This is a genomic window from Paenibacillus sp. FSL R7-0198 (genome assembly GCF_038000415.1).
Taxonomy (GTDB): domain Bacteria; phylum Bacillota; class Bacilli; order Paenibacillales; family Paenibacillaceae; genus Paenibacillus.
In genome coordinates this window covers 3,642,026-3,657,942 of the sequence record NZ_JBBOCB010000001.1, presented here as the reverse complement: position 1 = coordinate 3,657,942, position 15,917 = coordinate 3,642,026, and the positions used below count along the sequence as shown (strand labels likewise).

The following is a 15,917-nucleotide window of genomic DNA, read 5'->3' as shown; positions in this document are numbered from 1 at the left end:
ATATGTGGAAAACGATAGTACGCAGAATTATCATAATGATCCCTCAGATCTTTTTACTAAGTCTTTTGGTCTTTCTGATGGCCAAGGCCATGCCGGGCGACGCGCTAACCGGATTGCTTGATCCAAGCGTTGATCCCAAAGCATTGGAAGCCCAGCGAGAGAGACTGGGATTGAATAATCCCTGGTACGTGCAATATTGGGACTGGATCAAAAACGCCGTCCAAGGTGATTTTGGACAATCCTTCCGTTTCAAAATGCCGGTTACCGACTTGATCGGTCAGCGTGTAGCAAATACATTCTGGCTGGCACTGGCGACACTTGTACTGACTTACCTGATCGCTATTCCGCTGGGTATCATCAGTGGTCGTTACAACGATACCTGGTCTGATCGGTTGATCACGGGATACACCTACCTGGGCTTTGCCGCACCATTGTTCATTTTCGCACTGGTGATGGTATGGATCTTCGGATTTCACTTCGGCTGGTTCCCGACAGGAGGTAGCGTTGCGCCAGGACTTACACCAGGCACATTCAGCTACATAATGAGTAAGTTCTATCATCTATTATTGCCGGCACTATCCATGGCACTGATTACTACGGTATCAACGGTTCAATATTTGCGTAGTGAAATCATTGATATCAAGCATAAGGAATTTGTTATTACTGCCAGAGCCAAAGGTGCCTCGGAATCCCGGATATACAACAGGCATATCTTGAGGAATTCACTATTACCTATCGCCGCGTTCTTTGGATATGAGATCACAGGACTTATCGGAGGTACGGTATTTATCGAAAGTATATTCAGTTATCCAGGTATGGGGCAGTTGTTCCTGAGTTCCATCTCATTGCGTGACTTCAGCGTTGTGACTGCACTCGTATTGTTGTATGGCGTAGCTTCCATTCTCGGGGCATTGCTGTCTGACATAATTCTAGGAATTGTAGATCCACGTATACGGATCAAGTAAGAACTTGAAGATTTCGGGGTGAAAACAAGATGAGCAAGGCCAACGAGGTAGTTGTAACTTCACAAAAGGTTGATAAAAGCCCCTCCAGCTTGAGTATTTTATGGAGGGAGCTTGTCAGAGATAAGGTGGCACTAATCTCGCTCATTTTCTTGGGCTTGGTCATGTTGCTAGTATATGGCACGTCTCTCATTCTGAATCAGGATGATATCGTACGCGTGGATCTGTTTGCCTTATATGAACCACCATCCGCGAAATATTGGTTAGGAACGGACTATGGAGGTCGCGATGTATTTGGCCAGCTGGTCATCGGTACACGTAACTCCCTGACCATTGGAATTATCGTAACGTTAATGACTGGCTTCATAGGTATCTTAATTGGCCTTTTATCCGGTTATTTCGGTGGAATGATAGACAACCTGTTTATGCGTGTTGTTGATTTCTTCATGATCCTTCCGATGTTGATGATTGTTATCGCGTTTGTTACCGCAGTACCGAAATACAATATCATCTCGTTCTCTCTAATCATGACGGCATTTCTCTGGATGGGTATCGCCAGATTGATTCGCTCCAAAGCATTACAGGAACGGGAACTGGATTATGTAAAAGCTTCAAAAACATTGGGCTCTTCTCATCTGAAGATTATGCTCTCACAGGTTCTTCCGAATCTGAGCTCCATTATTATTGTAACGATGACATTGAATCTCGCTGCCAACATTGGCCTCGAATCAGGGTTATCTTTCCTTGGATTTGGTTTTCCGGAAAGTACACCTAGTCTTGGAACACTCGTAAGTTATGCACGTAATCCGCAAACCCTGGAATCCAGATGGTGGATATGGCTACCCGCATCGGTACTGATTCTGGTATTGATGTTGAGTATAAATAATGTCGGTCAAGCCCTAAAGCGTGCGACTGATGCAAGACAAAGAAGAGGTTAAAAAAAGGGAGGAAAGGTTCATGAAAAAGGGATTATTTTCACGGGGACTATTTTTCACGATGATGTTGGTCTTTGTATTGGTGCTCGCAGCGTGCTCTGAGAAAGAAGCAGCTACTCCAGCTCCAGCTTCCAACACAGAAGAGGGAAAAACGGAGGAAAAACCTGCTAATGAAGAGGGCGTTTACTCCATTGAAGACTTCAACAATGTCAAAACGAATGAGGGTACTGCGATCGAGGGTGGATCGATTACATTCGGACTTGTATCGGATACTGCTTTTGAAGGTACACTGAACTACAATTTCTATTCCGGTAACCCGGATGTACAGGTTCTTCAATGGTTTGATGAAGGTTTGCTGACTTGGGATAAAGACTATGTGTATACCAACGATGGTGCAGCAACGTATGAGACATCTGAAGATGGCAAAACGTTCACACTGACCATTCGTGACAATGTGAACTGGCATGATGGTAAGCCAGTAACGGCTGAAGATCTGCAATTTGCTTATGAAGTAATCGGTAGTAAAGGCTATGACGGTCCTCGTTACGACTCCAACTTCACTAGTGTAGTAGGTATGGACGAGTATCATGCTGGAAAAGCAAAAACAATCTCTGGTATTAAAGTGCTGAGCGACAAACAAATCAGCATTACGTATAAAGAATCCACTCCGTCCCTGCTGACAGGTGGCGTATGGACGTATCCACTGGCTAAACATATCTTCGGAGATATGGATGTAGCAAAAATGTCTTCTTCCAAAGAAGTACGTGAAAAACCAATTGGTTTTGGTCCATTTAAAGTGGATGTCATCACTCCGGGTGAGTCTGTAACTTATGTTAAAAACGAAGACTACTGGCGCGGGGCTCCGAAACTGGACAAAGTGACTCTGAAAGTTATCAACCCGACAACGGTTGTTCAAGAACTGAAATCTGGCGGGGTAGACCTCGTGGATGCATTCCCGACAGATCAATATAAAGACAATGCTAACCTGTCCAACGTAGAATTCTTGGGCGCAATCGATCGTGCTTATACGTACATCGGTTTCAAACTGGGTACGTGGGATGAAGAGAACGGAAAAGTTGTAAGCAATGCAGAAGCAAAAATGGGCGACAAAAACTTGCGTAAAGCAATGTGGATGGCTGTAGATAACGATCAAGTAGGTAAACGTTTCTATAATGGCCTGCGTTGGAATGCAACAACCCTGATTCCACCATCTCACCCAGAATTCCATGATTCCAACAATCCGGGTGTAGCATATGATCCAGAAGCAGCGAAAGCATTGCTCGACGAAGCTGGTTACAAACTGGATGGTGAATTCCGTACGAATCCGGATGGAACACCACTCGAAATCAACTTTGTATCCATGACAGGTGGCGACACAGCTGAACCATTGGCTCGTTATTATGTTCAATCATGGGCAGCTATTGGTTTGAAAGTAAACCTGGAAATGGTTGAGTTCAACAGCTTCTATGACCGTGTAGGTAACACAGGTAAAGATGATCCAAACATTGATGTGTATCAAGCAGCATGGGGCGTTGGTATTGACGTAGATCCATCTGGTCTGTATGGCCGTGATGCACTCTACAACTTCTCCAGATTCTCCAGCGAAGAGAATGACAAATTGCTGGCACAAGGTATCTCTGCTGAAGCATTCGATGTAGACAAGCGTAAAGAGATCTACAATCAATGGCAGCAATACATGGTAGATGAAGTGCCTGTATTTCCTACACTGTATCGTGCAGTTGTAGCACCAGTTAACAAACGTGTAATGAACTATGCGATTGGTGATGGAACAGGCGTTTACCTGAGCGACCTGCAAGTTAATGCAGACAAAGCAGTTGTAGCTGAGTAACACATTCTTAAATTAGCAGCTGTAAGGATTGGGGTCCTTTAAGAAGTCGGTTGCTAGATTATAATGAAGAATTCTCCTGGGAAATTGAAAAAAGTGTCTTTAAAAACATGGATTCTGTACACTCTGGCATGGGTGTATGGGGTTCATGTTTTTTTTGTAACCAAAAAATAAAAAAAATTTAACTTTTTTTCAAAAAAGTGCAGACAAAATGCCTCTTTACTTCGTCTATATAGGTAAGAGGTGATCATCTTATGAAAAAATGGTGGAAACGGGCAGGAATGCTGCTGGCTCTGCTGCTCATTATATATTTGGGTGTGAAACCGGACATGCTGGTAGGCAAACCGGGAATTAAAGCTGAATCTGCGGTATTAATGGATATGAACTCTGAACAGATCTTAATGGACTTTAACGGCTCCGAGGAGATCGCTCCGGCAGGCGTCAGTAAGTTGATGACAGAATTACTTGTGATGGAGGCTGTGATCAATGGTGATATAAGCTGGAATGATCTTGTGAATGTGAGTCTATATGCTAGCTCCGTTGGGGGCAGTCAATTGACCCTGAAACAGGGAGAGCAATTCACCGTTCAGGAGTTGTTTGAGATCGTAGCTGTCTATTCAGCCAATGATGCAACTGTTGCTTTGGCTGAACATATCAGTGGTACAGAGCAGAAGTTCGTTCAACAGATGAATCAGAAAGCAACTCAGATTGGACTTTCTGAGGATACACAATTCACGAATTCAACGGGCCTCAGTGAAAAGCTGCTTGGTCCTAACCGTCCGATGGATATACAAGGGCAGACCTTAATGACGGCTATAGATGCATGCAAGCTTGCGCGATATCTGCTGAATAACCATCCCGAGATTTTAAGAATCTCCAGTCAAATGCAAGTATCAATGCACCAAAAAGGGATGTACATGAGTAACACGAACTGGATGTTGTCCTCTATTGGTGGGCCGTATGCTTACGATGGGAATGACGGATTAAAGACCGGGTATGATGAAGATTCCGGATATCATTTTGTGGGGACAGCTGAACGTGATGGCAAAAGACTGATATCAGTTGTATTTGGAACAGATACTCGTGAAGGGCGTTTTGTGGAGACTCGGAAGTTATTCAACTATGGATTTTCAGGCTCGAAATGAAAGGGCGTACATAGGCATCATCAAAGAGACCTTCAGGGCGCCATTGATCAACGTGTCAAACAAACCGAGTCAGACCAGATTATTGAAGCATTACGTAAGCATAGTACGTCAGATAAGATATGAGGGCTGTCCGCAGGTTCGACTGAACCTATGGCAGCTCTATTTTATCGAATCAGAGGTAAATTAAGCCATATAATCATATTATTAAATTGACATATGGTTTTCTTTTGTTTTAAAATGACCAGTGAGTCATTATTATTCAATTCGGTTTAATATATATGTACCAAACCAACTGTACGATACTGAATTTACGATCTGATCGGGAGGTAACATGTGATGCAAAAACAAATGAAATGGCCGCTAATCCTGTTTGCCATAGGGGTATTTATGGCGGCGCTGGATAACGGGATCATCACCTCTTCACTGACCACCTTAAATGCATCATTTGGTGTGTCGCCAACGTGGGGGGCATGGACGATTACGCTCTACACGCTGGGGCTTGCAGTGAGTGTTCCTATCGCGGGCAAACTGTCGGACCGTTATGGCCGCAAGAAACTATTTTTGATTGAAGTGGCGTTGTTTGGGATCGGGTCCCTGCTCGTCGCGCTGAGCACATCGTTTACCTTTTTTCTAATTGCTCGTGTCATTCAAGCCTTGGGCGGCGGGGGGATATTTATCATTGCCAGCTCATACGTATTAAGCAAGTTCCCGGCGGAGCGTCAGGGTACAGCTTTGGGTCTGCTCGGAGGTATGAATGGTGTTGCCGCTATTTTGGGACCCAATGTCGGTGCTTTTATACTGGATCTTACTGGAAACTGGCATTGGTTATTCCTGATCAATGTACCTATCGCTATTCTGCTATTCATAGCAGGTATTCGATTCATTCAGGAAGAGCAGGAATTGAATCGTGCAGCAGTGGACTGGAGCGGTATTGCTGTCCTAACGTTGGGTGTACTCAGTTTAATGTATAGCTTCAGCAATCTGGACGGTGTGAACATGCTTCAAAGCCTGGGATCACCGATGTTCTACGGTTTTTTCTTGGCAGGTGTAATCATTCTGGTGCTCTTTTACTTCATGGAAAAAAGGCTGGAAGGATCTGAACGTGAACCTGTTGTATCGACACAGCTTCTGGGCATTGCGTCCTTTCGCTGGACGCTGTTGATTGCCTTTTTCTCCGGAGCCATTCTGGCCTCGGTGATCTTTATTCCAGGTTTTGTTGAACAATATCTTGGCGTATCCAATACGGCTTCCGGGTACTGGTTCACTCCGCTCGCGCTGGCATCCGGCATCGGGGCAGGTGGAGGTGGATACCTCGTTGACCGCAAAGGGCCAATCTGGACGTTATCGGTTGCGGGGCTGCTATCTGCCATTGGATTCCTGCTGTTCCCGCTATGGGTGGAGCATATCTGGCAATTTGTCATCGCGAGTACACTCGTAGGTATCGGTTTCGGCATGATGCTGGGTGCGCCAGTTAACGTACTTGTCACAGAACAGGCGGGGGAGAACAACAAAGGCATCGCGGTAGCGACCAGCTCGTTATTCCGCCAGATGGCGATGGCTATTGCACCTACCATTTTTGCCGGATTCCTGGCACGTTCTTTCATTAATCTGGGGTCCAACATTCAGGCAGGGTTCGCTGACAAAGGAATTCAGGTGCCGCCCGAGATGCTACAACAATATGCCTCGGGAGGGGCATCAGGGAGTGATGTCTCCAGTCTGACAGAGGGCCTGTCCCAGATTCCTGATGAAGGTATCCGTGATGTGTTGCTCCAGGCAGTGCATCAAACGACAGGGCAGGGTTACAATGGCCTTTTCTGGTCTGCGGTGGTATTCAGTGTGCTTACGCTGGTAGCTGCGCTTATAACGGGACGTCTGCGTCAAAAAGAGAAGAGCCATCATGTGGAAAGTGTATCCACGAACGGATAGGATTGCGTGTGAAAATGAAGAGAACAGTGCACCTTTTGAAACTAAAAAGGAGTCGCTGTTCTTTTCAATTTAACCGGATTGTAACTTTTCTTGCTCCTGCAATGATTACAATAGAACGAGCGTAAGCGGTGTCTTGATTCCAGAGAGAGAAAACTTCAGAGAACACCGAGTCACAAGGCATCCCAGACGTTTAATTGGTATTATGGATTATCATTTTGACAGTGAAGAAGGAATCAATGGATGAAAAGCAGAACTAAAGATAAGAAGAAGAAAAGAAGAAAAGGCCTATATATAACGCTCGTTTCGCTTGTTGTTTTGTTAATCGGAGGTTATTTGTTCCGTCAGCAACTGGCTGTAGCGGCATTTGATCTGTTTCTCGCCGGTTCGGTAGAAGATCAATTATCCCGTTCTTATGTACCGCAAGAAGGCAATAATACGCCTGATCCAACGGTATACCGTAAGGAACCATTCTCCGTGTTACTGCTCGGTTCGGACAAACGCGCCTATGAGAAAACGCGTGGACGTTCGGATACCGTCATCTATGCTGTAGTACGTCCCAAGGAATCCCGTGTGCTTCTGGTATCCATTCCACGTGATACGTATGTGCAGATTGTAGGACGGGATGCCAACAAGGACGGCGAAGATGATTATGATAAGCTGGCGCATGCCTATGCTTTTGGTGGGGAGAATATGTCCATCAATACGGTGGAGAAATTCCTTGATGCTGATGTGGGTTACTATGCAACGATCAACTTCGACGGAATCAAAAAAGTGGTTGATGCGCTTGGTGGTGTAAAACTGCCAATCGATGAGGACATTGTGAACAAGAATCCGGATCATGTACAATTCACAATTGAAGGCGGTAAGCCGATCTATGACGGGCAGGAAGCATTGTATTATGTAAGATACCGTGAGGATAGTGATTTTAATCGTACCAAGCGGCAGCAGATTTTCCTGAATGCGATGGCGAATGAGATGCTGAATTTGAATCAAATCGCCAAAATTCCGGAATTGATTCAGATTATGGGAGACAGCTTCCAGACGGATATGCGTGCTTCTTTCATTATTGATCTGGCTAAACAGGTGCTTACTCAGGAGAAACCGCAGATTTCAAGCTTCACCATTCTGGGTGAGGGGATGAAAAAAGACGGTATCTATTATGGTCAGGCTGACGAGAAAGATGTCCAATATGCCAAAGAGCTGATTAACAACTGGATGGATCAATCGACCCCAGCCGGTGAAGTAATGATCCCTGACCGGCAAAAGATTGAATAACCAATTCCATACCAATGATGTGTTGTAGACCACAATCAGCAGTACGTTTATTCGCGGGCTGCTGTTTTTTTTCTTTGTAGTGAGAACTATTATCCTTTTGGAACATCCTGCGTTCTGATCCGTATAATATAAGTTGAGCGAGATAAGTTGAACGAAGAAATTCACAAGGAGGATACACAAGGGTATGAACATCGCATTTTTTTTGCTACCCAAACAAGAGGTTACGTGTGTGACGTCGGATTCTACGCTGCGGCAAACGTTGGAACGGATGGAATATCATCGTTTTACGGCGGTACCCATTTTGAATAAAGAGGGCAAATATATTGGTACGGTTACCGAAGGCGACTTACTGTGGTATATGAAGAATGCCGAGGGAAAGATTTCATTTGAAAACGCTTCAAAATTCTTGCTCAAAGACGTTCCACTTCGCCTGGATATTAAACCCGTATCCATTGATGCCAACATGGAGGACCTGATTAATCTGGCTAAAGTTCAGAACTTTGTCCCTGTAGTCGATGATATGGATCGGTTCATTGGTATTGTCAGACGGAGTCAGATTATTGAGTACTGCGAGGGCATTGTAGCCAAAGAATCGATCAAGGCTAAGTAAGGCTGTTACGAATTTAAACATTATTGTGTCATGAGGGATAATCACAGCCGTCCGGTATCATGTTAAACTTAAGAAGTCCTAAATCAGGGGCGCATTCGAAGTTTTTTACAAATATATAGGTCGATAGGATGTACGGAGGACTCCGCATAAGTACCTGACATCAGTTTCGGAGAACTTCTCCGCTTTTTGGGGTAATTTTGCGGGCCCTCTTTTTATGCTATAATCGAGAATAAAGCTTTTTCGGGGGAGAGTGACTTTCGCCAAATGCCTAAAGAACTGGATGTAGCCAAACGCGCTAAAGTGATTGAATGGCTGAAAACCGAAGTGCTTGATCAGGTATCCCGATTATTCAAGGCGTTATGGGAAGGCAGTACAACTCGAATCGGGGACAGTCTTGCCAGTTTGATTATGAGTAGTTACATATTGGGCCGCAGGCTCGGTATTCCTTTCAAGGATCTGGATGCACTGCTAGTTGAGAAGTTGAAAAAGCATAAACAGGAAGGTCACCAGCTTGAAGACTGGTACCAGGATATTTCCTCGCTAGAAGATCATATGCGTAAGAGGTGAATTTGTTGAAATTTAGCTTTAAATCAGCTGTTTGGAGCGCAGTTTATCTGCTCTTGCTACTTTCGCTGTTAACTCCTTTATCGGTACTTGCCATATTTTTTATGATGATTCCGGGAGTTATTTTGTATGCTTCATTATCTTTAAAATCATTTATATGGCATCTTGTGCCCGTAGCCGTTATTTTGGTCGTGTTCCACCCCATCTATCTGTTACTACTGCTCATCTTTACCCTGCCTGCGATCGTTATGGGTCACGCGTATAAAACACGCAAATCAGCCCTGTTCGCCCTGATGGCGGGAAGTGGCATGATGTTGGCAGAATACTTGTTGTTGCTCTTGGTCGGCAGTGTCATTTTCCAATTCGACCTGTCCAGTTATATTGAAGATGTGGTCAAATTGACCATTGAACCGTTAACCAATACATCAAATCAGATGATCAACGGGTTTGCATGGACACCTGAGATGACCGAGGATGTTGCCAAACAAACGCAGCTTATGATTCCGTTTGCTCTCGTTGTCACGTCGATGGTAATGGCCTTCATTACACACGCCATTGCTCGTCCGATTCTGAATGTGATGGGTGTGGTGGTATCGAAGCTTCCACCAGCGAGAGAATGGCGTATGCCGCGGGCATTGATCTGGTATTATTTCCTCGCATTGTTGATCGAAGTGATCTCCAGACAAAGTGATGGAACATACTGGACCATGATTGCCATGAATCTGTCGCCGTTAATCAATCTGGGCTTCATGATTCAAGCGATCGGTTTCTTCTTCTTTCTCTCACATACAAAGAAATGGAATCCGGTTATACCATATTTCCTGGCGGCTGCGGTCTTCTTCATTGGTCCGCTTCGGATTATCGGAATTATCGATCTGGCGTTCCCGCTTCGTGAGGCAATATCGAAATCAAAACGATAGGGTGATGAGTCATGCCTAAATTTCTGAAGAAACGCTGGCACGGCTACTATACCGTATGGGCGTTCATACTGCTGCTGTTGCTCGTTATGTTCGTTACCATTTATAACTGGACGCTTGGTTTGATTAGTCTGATACTGGCTTCGGCGCTGGGAATCGTCATGATTAAGGCGGAGCTCGCGTTCCGCCGTGAGCTTAACGACTACATTAATGGCCTATCCATTCGGATCAAACGGATGGAGGGGGAAGCGGTCAGCATGCTTCCATTCGGAATTGTGCTGTACAGCGAAGATCGTACGGTAGAGTGGCATAACCGCTTTGTCGCGGAGATGTTCCAAGAGAAGACAATGGTGGGTAATCCGCTACTTAATTTGTTTCCCAAACTTCCTCAGCCTAAAGAGAAGAAGGATGGGACGAAGGAACATTCATCCAAGGAGTTCCATGACGAATTCCAGTTGGATGATCGGCATTATGGAGTTATTCATAACCCGCAGGAGCGGTATGTATATGTATACGAGATTACGGAGTTAGCCATTCTTCGTGATAAATATGAAAATGAACGCCTTGCATTGGGAATTCTCGTTCTGGATAATCTGGACGAGGCTGCCCAAGGTATGGATGATCAGCAGCGTACAGCACTGATTGCCCGAGTGACCAGCGAAATTACGTCTTGGGCCAAGCGGTACGAAGTGTACTTGCGCCGTCTGTCTTCTGATCGTTATCTATTAATGCTGAATCATAAGTCTTTGCAGGAACTGGAGCAGAGCCGATTTATCATTTTGGATGAAGTTCGGGAGATGACTGCTGATCTTAAAGTGCCAATGACACTCAGTGTCGGACTGGCGTTTGGATCGGATAGCATCAGCGAGATGGGAGAACTGGCACAGTCCAGTCTGGACATGGCACTTGGACGCGGTGGTGATCAGGCTGCTGTGAAGTCTGGACAACGCCTGTCTTTCTATGGCGGTAAGTCTAACGCAGTGGAGAAACGGACACGAGTAAGAGCCCGCGTTATTGCTCACGCGCTGCGTGATCTCATGCAGGAGAGCGATCGAGTGCTCATCATGGGGCACAAAATTCCGGATATGGACGCGATCGGCGCATCCATCGGAGTGTGGAAAGCGGCCAGTCTGTACAATGTGGAAGCACGGATTGTTTTGGATGGAATTAATCCATCGATTGAACGCATGATGGAGCAAGTGAACAAGGATGAGAAGTTGTCCAAAGCATTTGTATCACCGGAACAGGCAACCCAAATGATGACCGAGCACACGTTGCTGGTTGTAGTGGATACCCATAAGGCCTCCATGACCATGGAACCGAAACTGGTACAGTCTGCTACCCGTGTCGTTGTTGTGGATCATCATCGTCGGGGCGAAGAGTTCATCAATGACGCAGTGTTGATCTATCTGGAACCTTATGCGTCTTCTGCTGCCGAATTGGTAACTGAACTCTTGCAATACATTCATGACAAGGTACAATTCACTCCGCTAGAAGCTACGGCTCTACTTGCCGGGATTACGGTGGATACGAAGCATTTTGCACTGCACACGGGGTCCAGAACGTTCGAAGCGGCAGGCTTCTTGCGCCGTAGCGGTGCGGACACCATTATGATCCAGCGGTTGATGAAAGAGGATCTGTCAGAATATATTGCTAAGGCAGAAATCATAAAGCATGCTAAAATGGTATACGGGAACATTGCGCTGGCGGTCACGGACCCTGGTAGCAAGATTCCACAGATGATGATCGCCCAGGTGGCGGACACATTGCTGAACATGACCGATGTGGTCGCTTCATTTGTGATTAGTGAGCGTCCGGACGGACTAATTGGCATCAGCGCGAGATCGCTGGGGCGCATGAATGTTCAGGTTGTCATGGAACGACTGGGCGGTGGCGGACATTTGACGAATGCCGCCGTGCAGCTTGAAGGAACGCTTGGAGAGGCAGAAAAACGGCTGACGAACGTACTGGCTGAAATCGAAAAGGAAGAGGGGCTGTTCGAATGAAAGTCATTTTTATAAAAGATATGAAGGGTCAAGGCAAGAAAGGGCAAGTGAAAGAAGTATCTGAGGGCTACGCACAGAACTTCCTATTGCCACGGGGAATCGCACGTCTGGCAACGGACGGCAACATGAAGACACTGGATAACCAGAAGGCAGCTGAAGAAAGAATCAAGCAGGAAGAGAAAACGGAAGCGGAAGCACTTGCGAAAAAGCTGGAAGCAGAAGTGACTGAACTGAAAGCCAAGTCTGGCGAAGGTGGTCGTCTGTTCGGCGCCATTACCAGCAAACAGATCGCAGAAGCTTTGTCTAAAAAGGGTCTGAAAGTAGACAAACGCAAAATTGAGCTGGACGAGCCTATTCGTACACTCGGCGTAACACAAGTAACTGTCAAGGTTCACCCTGAAGTGAAGGCAACCTTGAAGGTACAGGTAACGGAAGAGTAAGATGGGCGGAGAAATGTTATTCGACCGGATTCCCCCGCAGAACCTGGAAGCCGAACAGGCCGTGCTGGGTGCAATCCTGTTGCAGGGCGAGGCCCTGATTACAGCGATGGAACGGGTGCAAACCGAGGATTTCTATGATAAACCCCATCAATTAATCTTTGAAGCGATGATCCAGCTTGGCGAGGGAAATCAACCGATTGACCTCGTGACACTGACTTCGCTTCTGAAGGATAAAGGTGAGCTGGAGGACATCGGCGGCGTTAGTTATCTGGCTAAGCTAGCCCATGGTGTACCTACAGCCGCGAACGTAGACTATTACGCTCAGATTATCGAAGAGAAATCGATGCTGCGTCGCCTGATTCGTACGGCAACACAGATCGTGAGCGAAGGATATACAGGCGGCGAAGATGTTGCAGCCATGCTCGGAGAAGCTGAACGTCGCATTCTGGAGATCTCCAACCGTCGCTCCAGTAGTGGTTTTATAGCCATACAGGACGTACTGATGGAAGTATTCGATCGTGTGGAAACACTTCATCAGAATAAGGGTACAACGACAGGTATTCCGTCCGGGTTTATCGATCTGGACAAGATGACTGCCGGATTCCAGCGCAGTGACTTGATCATTGTAGCGGCCCGTCCTTCCGTAGGTAAGACGGCCTTCGCCCTGAATATTGCTCAGAACGTGGCCATTCGGGCACAGGAGACGGTAGCCATCTTCAGTCTGGAGATGTCAGCCGCCCAGCTGGTGCAACGTATGATCTGTGCGGAAGCCAACCTGGATGCCAGCGTGATGCGTATGGGTGACTTCAAGGGTGATGAAGACTGGCAGAAGCTGACGATGGGTATTGCAGCTTTGTCAGAAGCCAACATCTTTATAGATGATACGCCAGGGATTACCGTAGCCGATATTCGTGCCAAATGCCGTCGTCTGAAGAAAGAGAAAGGCCTTGGCATGATCCTGATCGACTATCTTCAACTGATTAGTGGACGTGGTAAAGCAGGGGAGAACCGTCAACAAGAGGTATCCGAGATTTCACGTACACTGAAACAGATTGGCCGGGAACTGGAAGTTCCGGTTATTGCCTTGTCCCAGCTGAGCCGGGGTGTAGAGCAACGTCAGGATAAACGTCCGATGATGAGTGACTTGCGGGAATCGGGTTCGATCGAGCAAGATGCCGACATCGTAGCGTTCCTGTACCGGGATGACTACTACAACCAGGAGACCGAGAAGAAAAATATTATTGAGATCATTATCGCTAAACAGCGTAACGGTCCGGTAGGTACGGTAGAACTGGTCTTCCTGAAAAACTTTAATAAATTCGTCAATTACGAGAGGGCGCACAATGACGCCTTCGCGATGTAATGGGCAGGTGCTGACAGCTTCGATCAAGAAGCAAAATCGTCTGTCCCGAAGATCAACCATTAGAGTAACTGAACTCAAACATGTCTTATAAATACCAGATATAGATTCACATTGAAATGGGTATCCTTGAACCGGTGATAGCAGTCAAGCAAGCTTGGACTGATGTCTCCGGTTTTTTGTGTCGATATAGTGGGTAAATCCCGAACATTACAGTTGTACTATATCTAATTGTTCGCCATTTGATTTGACTTTGAAAAAGGGTACTGGTACACTAATACTGCTGCGTTAAAGCAGCGCAAACCTTCCCTTGAATGTAACGGAAGGACATTTTTACTGTCCGTTAGCACGCTTCTCAGTCGGTTTATTGCGTAACATGCCTGCCGGGATAGAGGACGGACAGACCAATACAAAGGTGCGCAAGGCACCCACGGAGGAATGTTAACTATGTCAACGGTAGTTGTAGTGGGAACGCAATGGGGAGACGAAGGAAAAGGCAAAATCACGGATTATTTGGCGGAGAGCGCTGATGTGGTGGCTCGTTATCAAGGTGGTAACAATGCGGGTCATACAATTCTGATTGATAACAAAAAATATAAACTGACGATGATTCCATCAGGGATTTTCTACACGGATAAAGCGTGTGTTATTGGTAACGGAATGGTTATCAACCCGAAGGCACTCATCGAAGAAATTAACTATATTCATGACAATGATTTCACAACGAAGAACCTGTCCATCAGTGAGCGTGCACATATCATCCTGCCATATCACATGGTATTGGATGCACTGGAAGAAGAGAGCAAAGGTCCGAACAAAATTGGTACGACTGGCAAAGGGATTGGCCCATGTTACATGGACAAATCAGCTCGTATTGGTATTCGGATGGTTGACCTGTTGGATGCTGAAGATTTCGAACTGAAACTGCGTCATCTGGTCAAAGAAAAGAATCGTGTCATCGAGCAAGTCTACGGCGGCCAGCCTGTTGATGTGGAAGAGATTCTGCAAGATTACCTCGGATATGCTGAAATTCTGCGTCCATATGTACGTGATACATCTGTTGTTCTGAACGAATATATTGATGAGGACAAAAAAGTATTGTTTGAAGGTGCACAAGGCGTTATGTTGGACCTTGATCAAGGAACTTATCCATTTGTTACATCATCCAATCCGTCCGCGGGTGGCGTATGTATCGGTTCTGGCGTAGGCCCGGCTCGTATTCAGCAAGTCATTGGGGTAGCAAAAGCTTACACAACCCGTGTAGGAGATGGCCCATTCCCTACGGAATTGCATGATGCAATCGGCGACCAAATCCGTGAGACTGGACATGAGTACGGTACGGTAACTGGACGTCCACGTCGTGTAGGTTGGTTCGATAGTGTTGTTGTTCGCCACGCGCGTCGTGTCAGCGGAATTACAGGTCTGTCCCTGAACTCTCTGGACGTAATGACAGGTCTGGAAACCGTAAAAATCTGCACAGGATACAAATTCCGTGGCGAGGTCATCACACACTATCCGGCAAGCCTCAAAATGCTGGCAGAATGTGAAGCGGTATACGAAGAGATGCCAGGCTGGAGCGAAGATATCACTGGAGCGAAGAAACTCGAAGACCTGCCAGTGAACACACAGAATTATGTAAAACGTGTTTCTGAACTTACAGGCATTCCAATTGCCATCTTCTCCGTTGGTCGTAACCGTGAGCAAACGAATCAAGTACTTCCAATCTACGAGTAATCGAAGAAATAGAGAGATTGTTTCTTGAATTATAAAATAGAATCCTCTGCTGACTTAGGCATGTTAAGCCTCCAGTTGTTGCTTTTATAGCGATGACTGGAGGTTTTTTGTATGTTTTTCGGATATAATCCCGAGATTTCCGTCAATACTGGTTAACAGTAGAGTCACAGACCCGGACATGTGCATGTTAGACGGGT

Annotated in this window: 13 protein-coding genes; all 13 read left to right on the top strand. The window is 46.0% G+C overall.

Translation table 11 applies throughout. The annotated features are described in order from the left end of the window. The first annotated feature begins 2 nt into the window (after positions 1-2). The 13 genes from opp4B to MKY87_RS15645 all read left to right on the top strand — a co-directional run bounded on the left by opp4B (position 3) and on the right by MKY87_RS15645 (position 15,720). Entirely contained in the window at positions 3-965 is a 963-nt protein-coding gene (opp4B, locus tag MKY87_RS15705) for an oligopeptide ABC transporter permease (RefSeq protein WP_221820232.1), read from the top strand. Between the two features lie 29 nt (positions 966-994). Beyond that, positions 995-1,900 carry an ABC transporter permease gene (locus tag MKY87_RS15700; RefSeq protein ID WP_036611941.1) on the top strand — a complete coding sequence of 302 codons (906 nt, stop codon included), beginning with the start codon at positions 995-997 and terminating at the stop codon, positions 1,898-1,900. Positions 1,901-1,919: 19 nt separating this feature from the next. Next, the gene (locus MKY87_RS15695; RefSeq protein WP_338589637.1) at positions 1,920-3,746 is read left to right on the top strand and encodes an oligopeptide ABC transporter substrate-binding protein; all 1,827 of its coding nucleotides are present in this window, start codon (positions 1,920-1,922) and stop codon (positions 3,744-3,746) included. Between the two features lie 251 nt (positions 3,747-3,997). Then, positions 3,998-4,888 (top strand): D-alanyl-D-alanine carboxypeptidase family protein, encoded by an 891-nt coding sequence (locus MKY87_RS15690; protein ID WP_091035257.1) that lies wholly within the window; start codon positions 3,998-4,000, stop codon positions 4,886-4,888. 336 nt (positions 4,889-5,224) lie between these two features. Further along, the gene (locus MKY87_RS15685; protein ID WP_338589634.1) at positions 5,225-6,814 is read left to right on the top strand and encodes an MFS transporter; all 1,590 of its coding nucleotides are present in this window, start codon (positions 5,225-5,227) and stop codon (positions 6,812-6,814) included. A 240-nt stretch (positions 6,815-7,054) separates the two neighbouring features. Continuing rightward, positions 7,055-8,089 carry an LCP family protein gene (locus MKY87_RS15680; RefSeq protein WP_036671869.1) on the top strand — a complete coding sequence of 345 codons (1,035 nt, stop codon included), beginning with the start codon at positions 7,055-7,057 and terminating at the stop codon, positions 8,087-8,089. A gap of 184 nt (positions 8,090-8,273) precedes the next feature. Next, a complete protein-coding gene (locus MKY87_RS15675) occupies positions 8,274-8,699 on the top strand; it encodes a CBS domain-containing protein (RefSeq protein ID WP_091035263.1) in 426 nt (141 codons plus the stop codon). A 264-nt stretch (positions 8,700-8,963) separates the two neighbouring features. After that, positions 8,964-9,266 carry a MazG-like family protein gene (locus tag MKY87_RS15670; protein WP_036611930.1) on the top strand — a complete coding sequence of 101 codons (303 nt, stop codon included), beginning with the start codon at positions 8,964-8,966 and terminating at the stop codon, positions 9,264-9,266. A gap of 5 nt (positions 9,267-9,271) precedes the next feature. Further along, positions 9,272-10,183, top strand: coding sequence for a DUF2232 domain-containing protein (locus MKY87_RS15665; protein ID WP_036612044.1), 912 nt, complete (start codon positions 9,272-9,274; stop codon positions 10,181-10,183). An 11-nt stretch (positions 10,184-10,194) separates the two neighbouring features. Next, entirely contained in the window at positions 10,195-12,186 is a 1,992-nt protein-coding gene (locus tag MKY87_RS15660; protein ID WP_340965370.1) for a DHH family phosphoesterase, read from the top strand. Further along, positions 12,183-12,626: a 50S ribosomal protein L9 gene (rplI, locus tag MKY87_RS15655; protein ID WP_133386402.1), complete on the top strand. Its 444-nt coding sequence runs from the start codon at positions 12,183-12,185 to the stop codon at positions 12,624-12,626. The genes MKY87_RS15660 and rplI overlap by 4 nt, the downstream gene beginning before the upstream one ends. A 1-nt stretch (position 12,627) precedes the next feature. After that, positions 12,628-13,989, top strand: a complete 1,362-nt coding sequence (gene dnaB, locus MKY87_RS15650; protein WP_036611922.1) for a replicative DNA helicase — start codon at positions 12,628-12,630, stop codon at positions 13,987-13,989. A 444-nt stretch (positions 13,990-14,433) separates the two neighbouring features. Next, the gene (locus MKY87_RS15645) at positions 14,434-15,720 is read left to right on the top strand and encodes an adenylosuccinate synthase (protein ID WP_036671866.1); all 1,287 of its coding nucleotides are present in this window, start codon (positions 14,434-14,436) and stop codon (positions 15,718-15,720) included. Positions 15,721-15,917: the final 197 nt, after the last annotated feature.

Excerpts from the sequence above, each read along its gene's own strand:
- MKY87_RS15685 (WP_338589634.1), top strand. The coding sequence starts at position 5,225 with ATGCAAAAACAAATGAAATGGCCGCTAATCCTGTTTGCCATAGGGGTA.
- rplI (WP_133386402.1), top strand. The coding sequence starts at position 12,183 with ATGAAAGTCATTTTTATAAAAGATATGAAGGGTCAAGGCAAGAAAGGG.
- MKY87_RS15670 (WP_036611930.1), top strand. The coding sequence starts at position 8,964 with ATGCCTAAAGAACTGGATGTAGCCAAACGCGCTAAAGTGATTGAATGG.
- opp4B (WP_221820232.1), top strand. The coding sequence starts at position 3 with ATGTGGAAAACGATAGTACGCAGAATTATCATAATGATCCCTCAGATC.
- MKY87_RS15695 (WP_338589637.1), top strand. The coding sequence starts at position 1,920 with ATGAAAAAGGGATTATTTTCACGGGGACTATTTTTCACGATGATGTTG.
- MKY87_RS15660 (WP_340965370.1), top strand. The coding sequence starts at position 10,195 with ATGCCTAAATTTCTGAAGAAACGCTGGCACGGCTACTATACCGTATGG.
- MKY87_RS15680 (WP_036671869.1), top strand. The coding sequence starts at position 7,055 with ATGAAAAGCAGAACTAAAGATAAGAAGAAGAAAAGAAGAAAAGGCCTA.
- MKY87_RS15700 (WP_036611941.1), top strand. The coding sequence starts at position 995 with ATGAGCAAGGCCAACGAGGTAGTTGTAACTTCACAAAAGGTTGATAAA.
- MKY87_RS15675 (WP_091035263.1), top strand. The coding sequence starts at position 8,274 with ATGAACATCGCATTTTTTTTGCTACCCAAACAAGAGGTTACGTGTGTG.
- MKY87_RS15690 (WP_091035257.1), top strand. The coding sequence starts at position 3,998 with ATGAAAAAATGGTGGAAACGGGCAGGAATGCTGCTGGCTCTGCTGCTC.
- MKY87_RS15645 (WP_036671866.1), top strand. The coding sequence starts at position 14,434 with ATGTCAACGGTAGTTGTAGTGGGAACGCAATGGGGAGACGAAGGAAAA.
- dnaB (WP_036611922.1), top strand. The coding sequence starts at position 12,628 with ATGGGCGGAGAAATGTTATTCGACCGGATTCCCCCGCAGAACCTGGAA.